The organism is Acinetobacter sp. Q186-3 (genome assembly GCF_013420655.1).
Classification (GTDB): Bacteria; Pseudomonadota; Gammaproteobacteria; order Pseudomonadales; family Moraxellaceae; genus Acinetobacter; species Acinetobacter indicus.
This window is the reverse complement of the sequence record NZ_VOXS01000012.1, coordinates 22,418-40,370: the sequence shown is the minus strand read 5'-3', so window position 1 is coordinate 40,370 and position 17,953 is coordinate 22,418. Positions and strand designations below refer to the sequence as shown.

Here is a 17,953-nt window from a genome sequence, read left to right as displayed (position 1 = left end):
TTGTATGTTTCAACATGTCGATACCTATGCCGGCGATCCGATTCTGTCCCTGATGGAAGAATTTCAGCATGATCCGCGTCCGCATAAAGTTAATCTCAGCATCGGGCTGTATTATAACGAGGCCCAGCAGGTTCCGCAGTTGCGTGCCATCCAGCAGGCTTATCAGGACCTAAATGCCGAGCAGCAGAAGGTCAAACTGTACCTGCCGATGCAAGGTATGCCGGCTTATAACAGCGCCGTCCAAGCGCTAATTTTTGGCGAAGATAGTCCATCCTGTCAGGCCGGTCGTGTAGTGACACTACAAACGCTGGGTGGTTCGGGCGCACTAAAAGTGGCAGCAGATTTCTTAAAACGCTATTTTCCAGCCTCTGAATTATGGGTTAGCCGCCCGACCTGGGATAACCATATTGCGATTTTCCAGGGCGCCGGCATTCGCTGTCATGAATATCCGTATTTTGATCCGCATAGCGGTCAGGTGAACTTTGCTGCCATGCTGGATTGCCTGCAACAGCTGCCGGCGCAAAGTATTGTTCTGCTGCATCCCTGCTGTCATAACCCGACCGGTGCCGACTTATTGCCAGCGCAGTGGGATCAGCTGATTGAGCTACTGGCGCAGAAGCAGCTAATTCCGCTCTTGGATATGGCCTATCAGGGCTTCGCCGAAGATTTTCACGCAGATGCTTATGCCATCCGGGCGATGGACAGGGCCGGCCTGAATTTTCTGGTCAGCCATTCATTTTCCAAAATTTTCTCTTTATATGGCGAACGGGTTGGCAGCTTAAGTGCGGTCTGTGATGATGCCACCACCGCCCAAAGCGTGTTAGGCCAGCTGAAAGCCACCGTACGCCGGATTTATTCCAGCCCGCCGACTACCGGCGCGATGCTGATTCAGCATGTGTTACACACGCCGACGCTGTACCAAAGCTGGCAGGACGAACTGACCGAAATGCGTGAGCGCATTCAACAGATGCGTGAGCGTTTAAAACAGCAGCTCGAACTTGCCTTACCGGGGCAATCTTTTGACTATCTGACCCGGCAGCGCGGCATGTTCAGCTATACTGGCTTGAGTGCAGCCCAAGTCGATCAGCTCAAGCAGGAGTTTGGTATTTATCTGGTGCGTAGTGGCCGGATGTGTGTGGCAGGACTAAACCAGAACAATGTCGATGCAGTGGCACATGCCATGGCACAGGTATTACAGCATAGTGATACTGCTCTCACTGCTTAAACCTCTGTTCCCTCGCAAATAAAAACGGGCCATGTGCCCGTTTTTATATTTTTATATCGTAGAAATTTGAAGATTATGAAGCGGCTTTTAACATCTGCTTGGCTTCAAGCTGATTGACAGCATTGCTAAATAAATAGCCCTGACCAAAATGGCAGCCAAACTGTTTCAGGGTTTCAAACTGCTCCTTGGTTTCAATGCCTTCGGCAATAATATCCAAGGACAAAACCGGCCCTAACTTGATAATCGCTTCGACAATGGCCTGAATGGATTTATCACTATTGATGCGGTTGACGAAATCACAGTCAATTTTCAGGCTATCTACCGGATAATCACGTAAATGGGTTAAGGAGGAATGTCCGGTGCCAAAATCATCCAGCGAAATGCGAATACCGGCCTGTTTCAGTTTATGGATGGTACGAATCACACATTCAGAGCCACGCTCGGCCAGTGATTGCTCGGTAATTTCAATTTCAATTAATTGTGCCGGAATCTGATAATGCTGCATCCGTTTTAACAGCACTTCTGCGTAGTTATCGCGCATCAATTCCACCGGCGAGGCATTAATTGACACCGGCACCGTCTGTAAGCCTTGTTTGATCCAGCTTTGCAAATCACTAAAAATGGCCTGCTGCATCAATTCGCTGATTTTTGTAGTCAGCTCATAATCGCTAAAGGCTTCTAGCAGCTCTTTCGGATAACGGTAACGCTGCTGTGCATCCTGCCAGCGTAATAAAGCCTCAAAGCCAATCAGCTCACCGGTTTCAATACACACTTTCGGCTGATAAAACGGTACAATCCGCTGTTCACGAATAATCATGCGTGCAGTCTGCAACTGCTCTGCCTTGCTCTGGACCGCCGCCAGCATAGAATGATCAAACATGCGGATGCCACCTCGGCCACCGGCTTTCAGGTCATTCAGCGCGGTATCGGCACATTTCATCAGTTCGGGAATTTCTCTGGCATCTTTGGGATACATCGAACAGCCAATGCTCATGCCGCAGTTAATGACCCGGCCGCTATAGGTAATGGGTGCATCCAGCAGTTTGGCAAACTTCTTGGCCAGTTCAATCAGCTGCTGTTCATTTTCAACCGAATGCACCACCACGGCAAACTCATCACCACCCAGGCGCGCAATACTGACCTGTTCTGAAATATATTTTTGAAAGCGTTTGGACAATACTTTTAATAAATGATCGCCGGCCTGATGGCCCAGGGTATCGTTAATATTTTTAAAATGATCCAGGTCAATCAGCATGACCCCGACCAATGTGCGGGTTTCTTTGGCGACCTGAATTGCCTGTTTGGTTTTTTTCCGGAAAGTTCGGCGGTTAATCAGCTTGGTCAGATCATCGACTTCACTGCTGAGTCTTAATTTATCTTCGGCAATTTTTTGCAAGGTCACATCACGCGACACACATAAAATACTGGTGGTTTCGCCGTGTTCGTTCAGCACTGGGGTCAGCATATTGTCCCAGTATTTCACTTCATCCTGATTAATGCTCATACCCGGGAAACGGGAATTTTTGCCTTTAATCGCCTCACGAATGGCCTGCTGACCTTTTTCACGAGCTTCGGGTGGTAACAGGTCAAGCCATTTCATGCCGAAGTTCTTTTCCCGCTCTTTGCCTAGCAAGGCCTGGCAACCTGAACGGTTCATATGCGACAGTGAGCCATCCGGTTTGACAATCTTGATACAGTCAACACTGACATCCAGCATATGGGTGTGGGCACGTAAGGTATCTTTGGTTTCCCGATATTTCACCGCACTGTCATGAATATTGGTACAGCTGATCATCCACTGGTCACAACCCTCGAGCTGCTGCGAATTTCGGGCAATTAACAAAAACCAGTGATAGCGCTGCTGGCGATCCCGAATCCGGCATTCTTTTTCAAAACTCTGACCACTTTTTTGCGCACTTTCCCATAAAAAACACAGATGCTCGGCATCTTCCGGGTGAATGGCATTCAGCCAGCTTTGAGCAGTCAGGCTTTGCTCATCTGAAGCAAGATACTGTTTAAAATTAGAATTATATAGATGATGTCCGGCTGAACTAACCCAAATCAGTTGTGGCATCATTTCAATGGCGCGAATAAAGTCTTTCTGAAAAGGAGATTTCTCAAGTTTAGGCGTGACCTGTTTGGACTTGTCTTTTAATACCTCAAGTAGATTAATATGACTCATATCGCATTTTCCGATTTATAGTGCCAATAAGATCACACTTCTATACAAATATGTATTATAAGAGCAATAAAAATTATTTTTAACCCACGGTAAATAAAAATACCCAGTTTTTGTATATTCTTTTTGTAATTAAAATGGCTTAAAAATATACAATTTTCTGTGCATATTCCTGACTTTAAGCATGCAGCCTAGTTCTACTTTGTAGCGAGACTGGGCAGTTTTGATAGAAAAAAGATATCAGTTGTGATGGTTTCTGTGAGTGCAGATACAAAAAAACACCGGGTCTAAGCCCGGTGTTTTTTAGATAAGGTCATTACGACTCGAAATGAATTACACTACGAATTGATTTACCTTCATGCATTAAGTCAAATGCTTCATTAATCTGTTCTAACGGCATGGTATGGGTAACAAAAGGCTCCAGCTGAATATCACCTTTCATGGCCTGCTCGACCATGCCTGGTAATTGTGAACGGCCTTTAACGCCACCAAATGCAGTGCCCATCCATTTACGGCCCGTCACCAATTGGAATGGGCGGGTCGAGATTTCTTTACCGGCACCAGCCACACCAATAATCACCGATTGGCCCCAGCCACGATGGGCACATTCCAGCGCGGAACGCATGACGTTGACATTGCCGATACATTCAAAGGAATGATCAACACCCCAACCGGTCATTTCAACAATCACTTCCTGAATTGGGCGCTCATAATCATTCGGGTTAATGCAGTCAGTCGCACCAAACTGTTTGGCCAGTTCAAATTTTTCCGGGTTGGTATCAATTGCAATAATACGGCCGGCTTTGGCCTGACGCGCACCTTGCACCACGGCCAGACCAATCCCGCCTAAACCAAACACGGCTACACTGTCACCTTCCTGTACTTTGGCAGTATTATGCACCGCACCAATACCGGTGGTTACGCCACAGCCCAACAAGCACACCTGTTCATGGTTGGCTTCGGGGTTAATTTTGGCCAGTGACACTTCGGCCACCACAGTATATTCACTGAAAGTTGAGCAGCCCATGTAATGATAAATGGGCTGACCATTATATGAAAAACGGGTGGTGCCATCTGGCATCAAACCTTTACCCTGGGTAGCACGCACCGCCACGCACAGGTTGGTTTTACCCGATTGACAGAACAGACATTCACCACATTCCGCGGTATACAGTGGAATCACATGATCACCCGGTTTAAGGCTGGTCACACCTTCACCGACTTCCACCACCACACCCGCGCCTTCATGACCCAACACGGCTGGAAACACCCCTTCAGGATCATCACCTGACAAGGTAAAGGCATCCGTATGACATACACCGGTATGACTAATTTTAACCAAGACTTCTCCAGCTTTTGGCGGAGCCACGTCTATTTCTACAATTTCAAGGGGTTGACCCGGACCAAATGCGACCGCAGCTCTTGATTTCATGAAATTGATCATCCTTTTGATACGTCTTTAACAGATGTCTTACAGTAACCGCTTTTTATCAACAGATTCAACCTATAACATCATGATAATCTATATGAATCAGTAAAAATCTACTTCATAAAAATGATGCCATTAAAATATTACAACATGATCTGGTTGTGCTGTCTGATTCTGGCATGTACCGGTTGTAATTCGCTTGAACAGAACTATGCTGCGCAGGATGCGCCAATTGAACCAGATTTTGAACACTGGATGCCGCGACCAGAGGCACAGGCACAACTACAACGCGGACAAACCGCCTATTTACCGCTGTATGACGGATTTATCAGTATTGCTTCACGTTTACATTTAATTCATAACGCCAAACATCATTTAGACCTGCAATATTACATCTGGACCGATGACGAAATTGGTCATTTAGTGCTGGCCGAATTACTCAAAGCCGCCGACCGCGGGGTACAGGTCCGGTTACTGATTGATGACCAGAATGGCACCCAACTGGACGATACCTTGCTGGCACTCAGCCATCATCCGAACTTTAAAATTCGCCTGTTTAATCCTTATAAATTCCGTCATTTTCGGGCACTGGATTATGCCTTCCGGATGCAGGCAGTGAATCACCGCATGCACAACAAACTGATTATTGCCGATGGCGCGATTGCCGTGACCGGTGGCCGCAATATCAGCCGGGAATATTTTGATGCCAGTGATGACTTTCAGTTTACCGATGTAGATATTCTCTTTGCCGGTAATGCGGTCAAAAAAGCCAACGATAATTTCCGTGCTTTCTGGAACCATGAACTGAGTTTTAATCTGGTCCAGCTGATGGACCAGAACAGCAATAAATACCATCGTAATAGCTTGACCTTGCTGCGGGAAAAATATGCCAGCCAGCAACTGGATGAACAGGAAGTGCAGCGCCGGATCAGTTTTGCCGAGCAACAGGTGGCGCAATATTTAAAACAGCGTTCCTATCATTGGGCCAAAGCGCATTTTGTGGCTGACCCGCCAGAAAAAATCCAGGGCAAAGCCAAAGATGAAGAGATGATTTACCATCAGATGATCCAAATTATGGGCACGCCCGATCAGCATCTGGAATTGGTGTCTGCCTATTTTATTCCGACTCAACGTGGTACCGATTATATGAGCCGTCTGGCAGAAAACGGTATTGATATCCGGGTTTTGACCAACTCGTATATGGCCAATGATGTACCGATTGTACATGCCTTCTATCAGCAATACCGGCCGCAGCTATTGGCCAGTGGCATTCGACTGTATGAGTTCAAGCGTTATATTCAGCGCGAAGAACGTACCTGGTATGAAATTATTACCGGTAACGTGATTCCAGCCAAAGGCCGCAGTGCTTCCAGCCTGCATGCCAAATTCTTTGATATTGATGGCAAGGTATTTATTGGCTCTTTTAATTTTGATCCGCGCTCGGCTTTTTTAAATACCGAAGTCGGGCTGGTGCTGGAATCTGATGAACTCCAGGATGAAATTTCAGATTCATTGAATCAGTACCTGCCGCAAATTGCCTATGAACTAGGGTTGGATGAGAAAGGACATATTATCTGGCTGGATTATCAAAAAGATGGTTCAGTGATTCAGCACAAGGTTGATCCGGAAACCACCAGTTTCCAGCGTTTTGTGATGAATTTAATGACCCATGTCCCAATCGAGTGGATGATGTAATGACATCCACATTACAGTAAATATACATTGACCAAGATAATTGAATACGAGTTGCTCTATGGGTTTGCAGCAAACCCGATACCCGGAGAGATTGTGTGATCTCTCACTTCGTATTTATCGCCAGAAGGTTTTACTCTCCTGCTACATTACTTTAAAATTCACGCTTTATTTTTCTTCTTTTTTTAGATCTCTCCCCATGCAATTTTTTGATTTAAGCCGTCAATTTAAATTAAGTGATATTCTCAGCCCGACTAAAACCCTGAATGAATTGGGCCAGCAAGAGTGGTTTCTGGCCAAAGTGCGGGTCGAACATGATTGCCTGTCCGACTCGGAGCAGCTTGAAGGTCAGGTAGTGTTGCAATCGAATGAGAATATTCAGCTGGAACTGGAATGGCTGATTCAGGACACCGGTTTTGAATTGCAGGTGTTGTTTAAGGGTGTAGAAACTGCGGCTGAACAGGAAACCTTGGTGATGGTCAAAGGTGCACAACTGGTGGATGATGCACAGCAACCGCTCTCAACCCAAGCCCTCAGCTTATGGATTGATGGCACTTTATTACCGATGTTGCCGCAAATCCGCAAGGAAATTAAAGCCCGCCTGAATTTATGGGATTATGTGGAATACGGAGCTTAAGTCCTTTTATTCTGCTTTTACTGCTGAAACATGAAAAAAGAGCGAAGTTTTTCGCTCTTTTCTGAGCTGTGCTCGTCAGATTTCCTCTCGTTCTATTTTTAAATCCAATTTATGATGAATATGCAGTTGCGCTTTCACGCATAACAATAGTTCTGGTCTTTATTATGCTGGTTTTAACTATAAAATGAGTATAAAAATGAACAAGAATATGGATGCTCAAACCTGGGGGCAAATACGACAAGTGGTTGCGCAGGCGCAGCGCGCCAGTATGCACTGCTCCATCGCCAGTGTGAGTCCAGAAGGTATCCCGAATATCACCCCGATTGGAACCTTATTTTTAAACGACAGCTCTCCCACCGGTTTCTTTTTTGATACCTACTCTGCCACGCTGCAACCGCATCTCAAACATAATGCGCAGGCCTGTATTCAGGCCGTAAACAGTAGCCGCGCGTTCTGGCTAAAATCAATGATGTCAGGTCAATTTCGTACTTATCCGGGTGTGCGTTTATATGCTGAAATTGGTGAGTTACGCCCGGCCACTGCCGAGGAAATGCATCAGGTGCGCCGTAGAATTGCGCCGTTAAAATGGACACGCGGCAGCAAGCTGATCTGGTCGGATTTCACCCAGGTCCGGGAGGTGCATATTCATGCATTTAGATGGGTAGAATATCCATCAATGATGCCAAAGACATCCTCTCTTTTTTAAAGCAGGCCGACATCCTTAAACAGACCGCAATAAAGTTCAGCCTTTTTCTCCACCGCTAAGGGATAGGCGCGAGATGAAGATGGCATACGGTATAAATGCAGCTCTCGACCAGCAAAGATCGCCTGTGAAGATTGGCCAATTACCGGTTTCGGCGTGCCTTCCGGCATTGATTCCATCAAGGTATCAGTGGCTTTATCACCCGTGGTCATAATGTACTGGCACAGCGGCATTTGCTGGAGCAGCCGATTTAAATCGGTCGGGGTGTGAATATGCAGAAATTTATCTGAAGCATTGCCCTTTAAACGGCTAATCCGGTAGGCGGTATCAAACAGTGCAATACCGGTATCTTTTAAAAAGTTTTGAATCAGTTCAAGCTGAAAGTTTTTATTCGGCAGGTCTAAAAAATAGTTTTTATCCTGAAAAAAGCAGATACCAAAAATCCGCCACATATCATTCTGATAATTCGGATAATAAAATTCCATTTTCCAGCGGTTTTTGGGCGGTGGAAAACTGCCCATCATCAGTAATTTGGCATTGGATGGTAAAAAAGGCTCAAAGGGATGGGTTTCAATTTCAAGATCATCAATCATAAGGCAGCAAACTCAATTCACTTTATTCATCTTAAGCCGTTGTTTAATTTTGACTGTTACTTCTTTGCCCCATATTTGATAAATTTCTTTACTCGGATGAAAGCCATCTTCAGCCATTTCCAGTTGCATCTGCTGATATTGCGCAATGTCATATTCAATCCAGTCCATGTTTGGCTGTTTTTGAATAAATTTATGCAGTTCACGGTTCATCTGCTTGGCATATTGGCCAAACAGCCATGCCAGCGGGTTCGGTAAAGCCGGGAAAAGCTGCATCGGTGGTACACCTGCTGCAAGGATGAGTTGTGGCTGAAATTTAGCTGCAATCAGTTGATACAACTGCGCCTGTTTTTGAATCCAGATATCGGCCGGCATCAGTTTGGTGACATCATTCACCCCGACCGAGGTGACCACTACATCAAACTTTTCAGTGTCCAGCTGCTGAACGCTTTGAATGACCTGCCCCGTGGTATTGCCTGTTTTGGCATGCAGTTTCCAGCTGACCTGAAATTCGGAAGTGAGTCCGGCCAGAATCGCGCCGAGCAAGGCATCTTCCTGATGGCTAACGCCAACGCCGGCAGCGGCTGAATCACCCAGAATCAAAATGGATAAGGCCTGTCCCTGACCGTTCGTGCCCTCACGTTCCCCTTCTGGCTCTGCCAGTCTTAAGGTATTTTTCTTGACCCAGCGGCCTTGAATAATCAGGGCTGGAATTAAACCCAAGGTTGCAAGCTTCAGAAACATCGCATTGTCGATCATCTTCAAAAAAATCGGGCCTATTTTAACCAAAATAAGCCCTCTATTTTTATCTTTCTATGAAATATTTTTAAATTTTCAAATATTTAAAACAAACATTTAAAATAAAAAGTGAAAAGCGCCAAATGGAACTTTTCACTTGATATACATGTGGATTAACCGAGTTTATTGACCAGTTTTAATGGTAAGACTTTCATGGCCAAGCCCAGCGGCAACCATGGCCATTTCGGTACATAGGCTTTTACCGGTGCTTTTTCAATTTCTGCGGCCAGTAAGCGTGAACCGGTTTGTTCATCTACTTCAAATGGTAATTTTTTCGCGCCTTCGTTAATTTCGGTACGGATATAGCCCGGGAAAATGGTGGTAACTTTAATTGGCGTATCAATCAGCTCGGCACGGATGCCTTCGGCCAGATGTGCCACGCCAGCTTTACTGGCACCATACGCCGTCAGATGTTTTGGCATACCACGCATTGCACTCATGGAAGAAATCATCACCAGATGACCAGAATTTTGGGCACGGAAAATTTCTACCGCAGCTTCACATTGTGCCAGCGCTGAAATAAAGTTGGTTTCAACCGTGGCGCGGTTAATCGCAAAGTTGCCTTTGCCGATCCGGCGGCCTTCACCAACCCCGGCATTGACAATAATCCGGTCAATTGTGCCGAGCTCTTCTTTAAAGGCACGGAACACCTCAAATACCTGATCATAATTGGTGACATCTAAGGTTTTTGCGGCCACGCTCACGCCGTACTTGCTTTCCAGTTCCTGTTTTAAGCTTTCCAGACGTTCCATACGACGCGCACAAATGGCCAGGTTATAGCCTTTTTGCGCAAATTCGCGGGCCATACCGGCACCAATGCCGGAACTTGCGCCGGTAATTAAAATTGTTTTGGTCATCTGTCTATTCCTTGATTAAATCCAGGTTAATAATTCTGGATGTTGTGCTTTTATAAAATGATGTTCATTCAGACTTAACAGTTGTGGCTCATTACCAACCAGACGCAAAGTGGTCATGCTGGTATTTGCGATGGCCCAATTCAGTGCAAAAGTCCGGTTAGGATTCAGTTCCAGAATTTTTCCAGCAACAACCGAAATGACGCCGCCCGAAGTAAACACAATCGCGTAACGCGGTTTGGTTTGGGCCAGTTCATCACACAGGTTTTGCAAGGCGGTTTCGACCCGGGCCTTGAAATGCGGCCAGGATTCTTCATATTCATGGTGATATTCACCGCCAGTCCAGCGTTCAATGGCACCTTCAAAAATTTTTGCCAGATACGCCCGCGGATTAAGCTCTTTGGCTACATCGGCCTTTAATAAATGCGGTTCATTAAAGCGCGGTTCGTATTGGGCAAACACCTGCTGATGATTAAACTCGTTCCAGTCCGGATTGGTGACCAGATGAGCTTCAGGGAAACATTCGGCCAGAGCGATCTGTGCAGTCTGCTGATGGCGCTGCATGGAGCCGGCCACCACATAGGGTTCTTCTTTTAAGATATTGTCAAAATACTGCCCCAGCAGTTTGGCCTGCAATTCCCCATTCGGCGAAAGCTGGTCATAGCTTTCTGCACCAAAAGAAGCCTGGCCATGACGGATTAAATAAATGGTCGTCATTTCGGCAGCAGCTCCTTAAATTTGGCCATATATTTTTGTGCCAGCTCATTGGCTTCAATTTTTTGCAGCCCAATCAGTTTTAAGGCGCGGATGTGCAAGGCATGAATCACAATCCAGAAATCTTTAAAGGCCGGATTATTGGTCTGTTTATGATAATAACGGTAGTAAATCTGCTGGGCGATCACCGCCAGACGGAAAATCCCGAACACTTCATAGAAGGTCCAGTTTTCCGGTTGCAGGCCGGTTTTTTCCAGATAGTAATCGACCACCTGTTTACGGGTGAACATGCCTTTTAAATGGGTCGGCTGACGGCGGGTGGCTTTAAAAATCTGGTTATCGGTTTCTTCTACCCAGTAGGCCAAAGCGGAACCAAGATCCATCAGCGGATCGCCCAGAGTTGCCATTTCCCAGTCCAGCACGCCAATCACTTCGGTTGGATGCTGCGGATTTAAAATCACATTATCAAAACGCCAGTCATTGTGAATAATGCAGGTGGTGGAATCTGCCGGAATATTCTCGTGCAGCCATTTACGTACATATTTAAATGACGGCACATTCAGGGTTTTGGCTTTTTCATAACGGCTGTCCCAGCCTTCCACCTGACGACGGCAATAGCCCTCACCTTTACCGAGTTTTTCCAGTTCAGTGCCCTGATACGGCACCTGATGCAGCTCGATTAATTTATCAATCACATTAATGCACAGTTCCTGAACCTGGGTTTCATCAAAGTTCAGTTCCGGCGGCAGTTTGGCCCGCGAGATAATACCTTCCACGCGCTGCATGATATAAAAATCACAGCCAATCACAGATTCATCCTGACACAGCGCCACCATCTGCGGTAATACCGGATAATACGGTGCCAGATTTTTTTGTACATGATATTCACGCGCCATGTCATGCGCAGATTTGGCTTTGGTGCCTTTAGGTGGGCGACGTAAAATTAAATCGGCATTGCGATAGTTCAGACGATAGGTCCAGTTAGAGGCACCGCCTGAATATTGGGTCACTTCAACGGGTTCCTGAACATCAACCCCTTGCGCCTTTAACCACTGGCTTACCGCCTGAATATCCAGTTCCTCGCCTTCACGAACCTGACCGCCAACATCAATCACTGACATGTTATTTTCCTGATTTTTCACTTTTTTAGGTCTTGCCCTATTAGAGCATTTTCAGCTGTAAAGACCCACACTGTTTCTGGTGTTTTGCCACTTATTTTTTACGACGGGTACTGTAGCCACGTTTGGCCAGTTCCAGTTTGGCAATCATGCCTTTATGCACTTCATCGGGACCATCGGCCAAACGTAAGGCACGTGCCTGAGCAAAGAAACCGGTCAATGGCGTATCGCGGGACAGCCCGGCACCGCCGTGGATTTGCATGGCCATATCTACCACTTTTTCCAGCACGCTTGGCGCCACCACTTTAATGGCAGAAATTTCTGTTAAGGCGGCCATATTGCCTACAGTATCCATTTTATAGGCGGCATAGAGTGTTAACAGGCGGGCCTGATCAATTGCCACACGCGCTTCGGCCACACGCTCCAGGTTGCCACCCAGTTTCAGGATTTCCTTGCCAAAGGCAGTCCGGTTCATGCCGCGGTCAATCATCAGTTCCAGTGATTTTTCTGCTGCGCCGATACAGCGCATACAGTGATGAATCCGGCCGGGTCCTAAACGGCCCTGGGCAATTTCAAAACCTTGGCCGGCACCGCCAATAAAATTGGCCACTGGCACGCGGACATTGTCAAAGCTGACTTCACCATGCCCATGCGGCGCATCGTAATCGCCAAACACCGGTAACATACGTTCAATTTTCACCCCTGCAGTATCAACCGGGACCAGCACCATCGAATGTTGATGATGACGGTCTTTGCTTTCGTCCGGGGTATGCGCCATAAAAATAATGATTTTGGCATTCGGATCACCCAGACCCGATGACCACCATTTACGCCCGTTCAGGACAATCTCATCGCCTTCTACCACCGCCGTAGCCTGCATATTGGTCGCATCAGAAGAGGCGACTGCCGGTTCAGTCATACAAAACACCGAGCGGATTTTGCCTTCGAGCAGCGGCATCAACCATTGCTGTTTTTGCTGTTCTGAACCATAACGCCATAACACTTCCATGTTGCCGCTATCTGGCGCGTTACAGTTAAATACGGTCGGGGCAATCAGGCTACGGCCAGACAATTCGGCAATATGTGCATATTCCTGCACTGACAGGCCCTGGCCCAAATTAGGACAAGGCAAAAACATATTCCACAGTCCCGCGGCTTTGGCTTTGGCTTTTAAACTTTCTAATTGCGCCGGCCACTGCCATTGCGTCCAGTCACCACCCTGATTCAGTTCATGCACCTGCTGCCAAAAGTCGGCCTCACTTGGTTCAATTTCTGTTTGAATAAACTGTTGGGTTCTTTCGAGATAATCCTGTGCGCGTGCTGACAATTCAAACATGACTGTAGCTTCCTCAATCTGTTGTTATATTGGCTTTACAACACCTTAACCTAAAAATTATTATGCATGAAATGATTTTATTGAATTAAATACTATGCACAATATTCATAATAATAGCCCGATGGATCTGGGTGCTTTTCATCGTATTGATATTAATTTATACCCGCTGTTTATTGCGATTTTTGAACAAAAAAATATTTCCAAAGCGGCGCAGCTCTTATGTATCAGCCAGTCGGCGACCAGTCACGCTTTACAAAGGCTTAGGTTACAGTTACAGGATGATCTGTTTATTCGCACCGGCCATCAGATGTTACCAACGCCGTTTGCCGAGCAGATTTATCCGACTATTAAAACTGCGCTGCTGTCTATTCAGCATATTGCCCGGCAAAAACAGCAGTTTGAACCGGCGATGGTACATACCCTGAAAATTGCCATACATGATGAAATTGAACCGATTATTTTTCCCAAACTGGTGCAGCACTTTCAGCAGCTGAACTTGGAGATTCAGTTTTTAAGCAGCAAGCTGGACCGTAAAACCATGATTAATGATCTGGCCACCCAGCAAATTGATTTTGTGATTGATCTGGAACACAAGCTGGGCGATAAAATCCAGTTTCAGGCGCTGGTCCAAGACCGTTTCGTGGTTTGTAGCCAGCGTTCATCCATAGATAAAGAATTATATTTGTCTGCGCCGCATATTGGTGTTTCTTCACGCCGTAGTGGTCTGCTGCTGGAAGATATTTATTTAAAGCGCAATCAGCTGTCTCGAACCCTATTATTACGCTGTCAGCATTATTCCACTGCCCTGCAAATTCTGGCGCAGCATGACACCGCGATACTGACTATTCCGGAAAGTATTTTGCGACATTTACATATTGACCCGAAGCTGCATATTTTTGAATCGCCTGTCGACCTGCCGCAAATTGATTTGGGGATGTTCTGGTATAAGGAGATGCAGGAGAATGCACGTCATGCATTTTTAAGAGCGGAAATTTCTAAAATTTTTGCTTAGGCTATTTAGATCACTCAAATTTAAGGTTTTTGATTGTCATCAAATCCCAATATCGCTCAATCCCTTGCCAAATCAGCCATCGCAGCGTAGCTGATTTGTTAAAAACCGGCTGATTGGCGATTTAATCGACCGGCGAATTGCGCCATTTCTTTTACACTAGCACTTTTATTTTTCACGGTTTACAGCTGGCTGGTCTGTTCAGCTGAATTAAAAGCGTCTATGTTGACTGAACTCTCCCCTTTCTGGCTGCTGGCATTGGCCGCTGGATGCTGTCTTGTTGCGTTTATGCTGTTGGGTAAGATTTCCCGCTTTGTGCAGCAACTGTTTCGACCTTTTAAAAAAGGCAAAACCTATTGGGCGCGGGTCACTGCGGTCAGCGATGGCGATACCCTCACCCTGTACCGTTTTAATTTAAGACGTTCAGAAACCCGTATCCGCTTTGCCTATATTGATGCGCCAGAATCGAGCCAAAGTTATGGTCCGGAAACCCGGCGTCTGGTCAAAACTATGCTGCACCAGAAGGTGGTGCGAGTCAAAATTACCGATATTGATCGCTATGGCCGCCATGTCGGGGTGATTTATCGCTACCGTAAAAATGTCAATGAAGAACTGGTCAAACGTGGCGCCGCCTGGGTCTATGAAGATTATATTCGTGATCGCAAGCAGCTAGCGCATATGCGTGCCTTACAGACTCAGGCCAGAGCACGGAAAAAAGGCCTCTGGAAAAGTAGCCGCCCGGTGCGGCCAAGTGTCTATCGCAAACAGAACCGTAAATAAAATGCTCAGGTGGATTTTTAAAGTCCGAAGATGATTCAGCTTAATAAGCCCATTGCACCAGCAAACGAAAAGCCCCGGCAATCAGCGCCAAAGCCACAAAGCCGGCCAGCCAGAGACCAATAAACCACAGCAGCTGTGTACGTTTCATTGCGGCTCCTTGATGACTAAGGGAATAACTGACCTATAATGATGTGCTTCATGTCGATTTTCTTTAATGATAGCCATCATCCCCGACCCGGACTTTATGGCGAAAAATCCAATAGGACATCGCGCTATAACCTAGAATAATCGGAATTAAAATCAGCGCGCCAATGAGAGTAAAACGCTGACTGCTTTCCGGTGCAGCAGCCTGCCAGAAGCTGACCGAGGGCGGAATAATATAAGGCCATAAGCTGATTAAAAAACCGCTATAGGCCAGAAATACCAAGGCCAGCGTATACAAAAATGGGCGAAACTGTTGCTGTTGCCGGCAGGCTTTTAAAGCCAGATAAGTAAAGATCAGCACCAGTATCGGCACCGGAGAGAAATACAGCAGCTGCGGCAGACTAAACCAGCGCTCGGCAATGTGCGGCTGGGTTATCGGGGTATAAATACTGACGGCTGCTAAAACAATCAATAGGCCGATCAGCATCTTCGGCATTAAACGGTACATACGCTGCTGTAGCGCCTGATCGGTTTTAAAAATGAGCCAGCCACAACCTAAAGTGGCGTACAACATTACCACGCCAGCACCAGTAAACAGGCTAAACGGCGTTAACCAGTCCAAGCCATGGCCCGCATATACCCCCTGCTCGGTACGAATACCCTGAATATAAGCGCCTAAAATTACGCCTTGTAAAAAGCTGCTAAAAACAGAGCCACCAATAAAAGCTTTGTCCCACCAGTGTTTGCTGCTGTTGGCCTTAAAACGAAACTCAAAGGCAACACCGCGAAAAATTAAGGCAATCACTATTAAAATGACCGGTAAATACAGGGCCGAAAGTACCGTGGCATAGGCCAAGGGAAAAGCAGCAAACAGGCTGGCGCCTCCCAGCACCATCCAGGTTTCATTGCCATCCCAAATTGGCGCGACGGTATTCATCATCACATCCCGCTCTGCCTGCTCGGGAAAAAATGGAAATAAAATCCCGATACCCAAATCAAAGCCATCTAACACCACATACATCAGCACCGCGAAGGCAATAATTCCAATCCACAGCAAAGATAAATCCATCATGGCTCCTGCTCCTGTTTGGGACGCTCGGTGGGCGGGTTAAGCCGCTCGGTGACACTGCTTAATGGCCGTCTGGAGGCTTGAGTAAGCTCAGCATCAGAGGCTGATGATGGCGCTGAATGAATCAGTTCCGGCCCTTTGTGCATCAGTCTGAGCATGTAATAAATGCCCATCCCGAACACCACAAAATACACCAGTACAAAAATCATCAAGCTCAGGCCAACCTGCTCTGCAGACACTGGCGATAAGGCATCTTCGGTACGTAACACCCCATAGACCACCCATGGCTGGCGGCCGACTTCTGTGGTAAACCAACCGGCCAATAAGGCAATAAAACCGGAGGGCCCCATCCACAGGGCAAAACGCTGAAAACGACGATGTTCATATAAACGCTGCCGTTTACGTAGCCACAATCCCCACAGCGCCAAAATTAGCATCAACACGCCTAAGCCGACCATAATCCGGAAACTCCAGAACACAATGGTCGAATTGGGCCGATCTTCCGGGGCAAATTCTTTTAAGCCAGTGACGGTGCCATCTAGCGAATGGGTCAGAATTACGCTGCCTAAATTGGGAATCGCCAGTGCATATTTGGTTTCTTCGGCCTGCATATCGGGAATACCAAACAGATACAGCGGCATGCCTTTCTCATGATTGGTATCCCAATGCCCTTCCATCGCTGCCAGTTTGGCTGGTTGATGTTGCAGGGTATTCAAGCCATGTAAATCGCCCACCAGCACCTGTAAGGGAGTTAAGATCAGCATCAGCCACAAGGCCATTGAAAACGAGGTTTTTACCAATGCATCCCGACGGCCTTTAAGTAAATGCCAAGCGGCCGTGGCAGCCACCAGCAAAGCAGAGACCAAAAAGGCAGCAATGGCCATATGCGCCAGCCGATACAGGAATGACGGATTAAAGACAATGGCCCACCAGTCCTGTGGCACCAGAATGCCATTTTCGATGCTGAAACCTTGCGGAGTTTGCATCCAGCTATTGGCTGATAAAATCCAGAACATGGAAATACAGGTGCCAATTGCGACCATTAAAGTCGAGAAAAAATGTGCTTTAGGTCCCACCCGTCCCCAACCAAACAGCATGATGCCGAGAAAACCCGCTTCCAAAAAGAAAGCGGTGAGCACTTCATAGGCCAATAATGGTCCGGTGACACTGCCGGCGATACGGGAAAATTCACTCCAGTTGGTGCCAAACTGATAGCTCATGACAATGCCAGAAACCACCCCCATGGCAAAGGCAACCGCAAAAATCTTGACCCAGAATTTAAACAGGTCCTGATAAATCGGATTACGACTGCGTAACCAGCGCCATTCCAGAATCGCCAGAAAACTGGCCAGACCAATGGAAATGGCCGGAAAAATGATATGAAACGAAACTGTAAAGGCAAACTGAATCCGGGCCAGTTCCAGCGCGGTAAAACCGAGGGTCATCATGCCACCTTTCAAAAGGTCGAGCTGCGCTCAGGGTGTAGAGTTTTAAATATAGCGTTTTGAATTTTTCTCATCGCGCTTCAGCATAGGACAAAGTTGTATAGGCCTTGTGTAGGCTTTTGATCAAGAATCTTTAAGCGAGTAATTTCTGCAACTGATGAGTTTTTTTGGAAGATAGAAGCGCTGATTTTTTATTCTTGCGGTTTATCAGCTGGATAGACAGGACTGGAT

The 17,953-nt window shown here is 46.6% G+C and carries 17 protein-coding genes; 6 read left to right on the top strand and 11 right to left on the bottom strand.

Annotated features, from left to right (window positions below):
• Positions 1–4: 4 nt before the first annotated feature.
• Positions 5–1,225, top strand: a complete 1,221-nt coding sequence (locus tag FTT64_RS10680) for an amino acid aminotransferase (protein WP_180182357.1) — start codon at positions 5–7, stop codon at positions 1,223–1,225.
• Between the two features lie 73 nt (positions 1,226–1,298).
• On the opposite strand, the gene FTT64_RS10675 is transcribed toward FTT64_RS10680, so the two are convergent.
• Together FTT64_RS10675 and FTT64_RS10670 are read right to left on the bottom strand one after the other, a co-directional pair.
• Positions 1,299–3,407 (bottom strand): EAL domain-containing protein, encoded by a 2,109-nt coding sequence (locus FTT64_RS10675; protein WP_168406285.1) that lies wholly within the window; start codon positions 3,405–3,407, stop codon positions 1,299–1,301.
• Positions 3,408–3,720: 313 nt separating this feature from the next.
• Positions 3,721–4,836, bottom strand: coding sequence for an S-(hydroxymethyl)glutathione dehydrogenase/class III alcohol dehydrogenase (locus FTT64_RS10670; protein WP_016658079.1), 1,116 nt, complete (start codon positions 4,834–4,836; stop codon positions 3,721–3,723).
• A 123-nt stretch (positions 4,837–4,959) separates the two neighbouring features.
• Here FTT64_RS10670 and FTT64_RS10665 point away from each other — a divergent pair, with 123 nt between their 5' ends.
• The 3 genes from FTT64_RS10665 (at position 4,960) to FTT64_RS10655 (ending at position 7,868) form a co-directional block, all read left to right on the top strand.
• Positions 4,960–6,528 (top strand): phospholipase D family protein, encoded by a 1,569-nt coding sequence (locus FTT64_RS10665; RefSeq protein ID WP_180182358.1) that lies wholly within the window; start codon positions 4,960–4,962, stop codon positions 6,526–6,528.
• A gap of 196 nt (positions 6,529–6,724) precedes the next feature.
• The gene (locus FTT64_RS10660; protein ID WP_168407189.1) at positions 6,725–7,162 is read left to right on the top strand and encodes a hypothetical protein; all 438 of its coding nucleotides are present in this window, start codon (positions 6,725–6,727) and stop codon (positions 7,160–7,162) included.
• A gap of 196 nt (positions 7,163–7,358) precedes the next feature.
• Positions 7,359–7,868, top strand: a complete 510-nt coding sequence (locus tag FTT64_RS10655; RefSeq protein WP_168408180.1) for a pyridoxamine 5'-phosphate oxidase family protein — start codon at positions 7,359–7,361, stop codon at positions 7,866–7,868.
• On the opposite strand, the gene FTT64_RS10650 is transcribed toward FTT64_RS10655, so the two are convergent.
• From FTT64_RS10650 to FTT64_RS10625, 6 genes are all read right to left on the bottom strand, one after another.
• The gene (locus tag FTT64_RS10650; protein ID WP_171065083.1) at positions 7,865–8,455 is read right to left on the bottom strand and encodes a uracil-DNA glycosylase family protein; all 591 of its coding nucleotides are present in this window, start codon (positions 8,453–8,455) and stop codon (positions 7,865–7,867) included. The two genes, FTT64_RS10655 and FTT64_RS10650, sit on opposite strands and share 4 nt — an antisense overlap.
• Positions 8,456–8,470: 15 nt before the next feature.
• Complete coding sequence (locus FTT64_RS10645) at positions 8,471–9,199, bottom strand: SGNH/GDSL hydrolase family protein (RefSeq protein WP_180182359.1); 729 nt, start codon at positions 9,197–9,199, stop codon at positions 8,471–8,473.
• A 167-nt stretch (positions 9,200–9,366) separates the two neighbouring features.
• A complete protein-coding gene (locus FTT64_RS10640; protein WP_016658074.1) occupies positions 9,367–10,110 on the bottom strand; it encodes an SDR family oxidoreductase in 744 nt (247 codons plus the stop codon).
• A gap of 15 nt (positions 10,111–10,125) precedes the next feature.
• Positions 10,126–10,824 carry a histidine phosphatase family protein gene (locus FTT64_RS10635; RefSeq protein WP_016658073.1) on the bottom strand — a complete coding sequence of 233 codons (699 nt, stop codon included), beginning with the start codon at positions 10,822–10,824 and terminating at the stop codon, positions 10,126–10,128.
• Positions 10,821–11,942 (bottom strand): phosphotransferase family protein, encoded by a 1,122-nt coding sequence (locus FTT64_RS10630; protein WP_180182360.1) that lies wholly within the window; start codon positions 11,940–11,942, stop codon positions 10,821–10,823. Before FTT64_RS10630 ends, FTT64_RS10635 begins: the two co-directional genes overlap by 4 nt.
• Positions 11,943–12,033: 91 nt before the next feature.
• Entirely contained in the window at positions 12,034–13,275 is a 1,242-nt protein-coding gene (locus FTT64_RS10625) for an acyl-CoA dehydrogenase family protein (RefSeq protein ID WP_168400115.1), read from the bottom strand.
• 94 nt (positions 13,276–13,369) lie between these two features.
• On the opposite strand from FTT64_RS10625, the gene FTT64_RS10620 reads away from it, so the two are divergent.
• The gene (locus FTT64_RS10620; RefSeq protein WP_168395738.1) at positions 13,370–14,287 is read left to right on the top strand and encodes a LysR family transcriptional regulator; all 918 of its coding nucleotides are present in this window, start codon (positions 13,370–13,372) and stop codon (positions 14,285–14,287) included.
• Between the two features lie 219 nt (positions 14,288–14,506).
• Positions 14,507–15,064 carry a thermonuclease family protein gene (locus FTT64_RS10615; RefSeq protein ID WP_005178218.1) on the top strand — a complete coding sequence of 186 codons (558 nt, stop codon included), beginning with the start codon at positions 14,507–14,509 and terminating at the stop codon, positions 15,062–15,064.
• Positions 15,065–15,104: 40 nt separating this feature from the next.
• Here the strand turns inward: FTT64_RS10615 and FTT64_RS10610 are convergent, their stop codons facing one another.
• From FTT64_RS10610 to FTT64_RS10600, 3 genes are all read right to left on the bottom strand, one after another.
• Positions 15,105–15,212, bottom strand: coding sequence for a hypothetical protein (locus tag FTT64_RS10610; protein WP_005178219.1), 108 nt, complete (start codon positions 15,210–15,212; stop codon positions 15,105–15,107).
• A 63-nt stretch (positions 15,213–15,275) separates the two neighbouring features.
• Positions 15,276–16,280 carry a cytochrome d ubiquinol oxidase subunit II gene (cydB, locus tag FTT64_RS10605; protein WP_180182361.1) on the bottom strand — a complete coding sequence of 335 codons (1,005 nt, stop codon included), beginning with the start codon at positions 16,278–16,280 and terminating at the stop codon, positions 15,276–15,278.
• Complete coding sequence (locus FTT64_RS10600; protein ID WP_180182369.1) at positions 16,277–17,722, bottom strand: cytochrome ubiquinol oxidase subunit I; 1,446 nt, start codon at positions 17,720–17,722, stop codon at positions 16,277–16,279. Before FTT64_RS10600 ends, cydB begins: the two co-directional genes overlap by 4 nt.
• Between the last annotated feature and the right edge of the window lie 231 nt (positions 17,723–17,953).

Excerpts from the sequence above, each read along its gene's own strand:
- FTT64_RS10680 (WP_180182357.1), top strand. The coding sequence starts at position 5 with ATGTTTCAACATGTCGATACCTATGCCGGCGATCCGATTCTGTCCCTG.
- FTT64_RS10675 (WP_168406285.1), bottom strand. The coding sequence starts at position 3,407 with ATGAGTCATATTAATCTACTTGAGGTATTAAAAGACAAGTCCAAACAG.
- FTT64_RS10670 (WP_016658079.1), bottom strand. The coding sequence starts at position 4,836 with ATGAAATCAAGAGCTGCGGTCGCATTTGGTCCGGGTCAACCCCTTGAA.
- FTT64_RS10665 (WP_180182358.1), top strand. The coding sequence starts at position 4,960 with ATGATGCCATTAAAATATTACAACATGATCTGGTTGTGCTGTCTGATT.
- FTT64_RS10660 (WP_168407189.1), top strand. The coding sequence starts at position 6,725 with ATGCAATTTTTTGATTTAAGCCGTCAATTTAAATTAAGTGATATTCTC.
- FTT64_RS10655 (WP_168408180.1), top strand. The coding sequence starts at position 7,359 with ATGAACAAGAATATGGATGCTCAAACCTGGGGGCAAATACGACAAGTG.
- FTT64_RS10645 (WP_180182359.1), bottom strand. The coding sequence starts at position 9,199 with ATGTTTCTGAAGCTTGCAACCTTGGGTTTAATTCCAGCCCTGATTATT.
- FTT64_RS10640 (WP_016658074.1), bottom strand. The coding sequence starts at position 10,110 with ATGACCAAAACAATTTTAATTACCGGCGCAAGTTCCGGCATTGGTGCC.
- FTT64_RS10635 (WP_016658073.1), bottom strand. The coding sequence starts at position 10,824 with ATGACGACCATTTATTTAATCCGTCATGGCCAGGCTTCTTTTGGTGCA.
- FTT64_RS10630 (WP_180182360.1), bottom strand. The coding sequence starts at position 11,942 with ATGTCAGTGATTGATGTTGGCGGTCAGGTTCGTGAAGGCGAGGAACTG.
- FTT64_RS10625 (WP_168400115.1), bottom strand. The coding sequence starts at position 13,275 with ATGTTTGAATTGTCAGCACGCGCACAGGATTATCTCGAAAGAACCCAA.
- FTT64_RS10620 (WP_168395738.1), top strand. The coding sequence starts at position 13,370 with ATGCACAATATTCATAATAATAGCCCGATGGATCTGGGTGCTTTTCAT.
- FTT64_RS10615 (WP_005178218.1), top strand. The coding sequence starts at position 14,507 with ATGTTGACTGAACTCTCCCCTTTCTGGCTGCTGGCATTGGCCGCTGGA.
- FTT64_RS10610 (WP_005178219.1), bottom strand. The coding sequence starts at position 15,212 with ATGAAACGTACACAGCTGCTGTGGTTTATTGGTCTCTGGCTGGCCGGC.
- cydB (WP_180182361.1), bottom strand. The coding sequence starts at position 16,280 with ATGATGGATTTATCTTTGCTGTGGATTGGAATTATTGCCTTCGCGGTG.
- FTT64_RS10600 (WP_180182369.1), bottom strand. The coding sequence starts at position 17,722 with ATGACCCTCGGTTTTACCGCGCTGGAACTGGCCCGGATTCAGTTTGCC.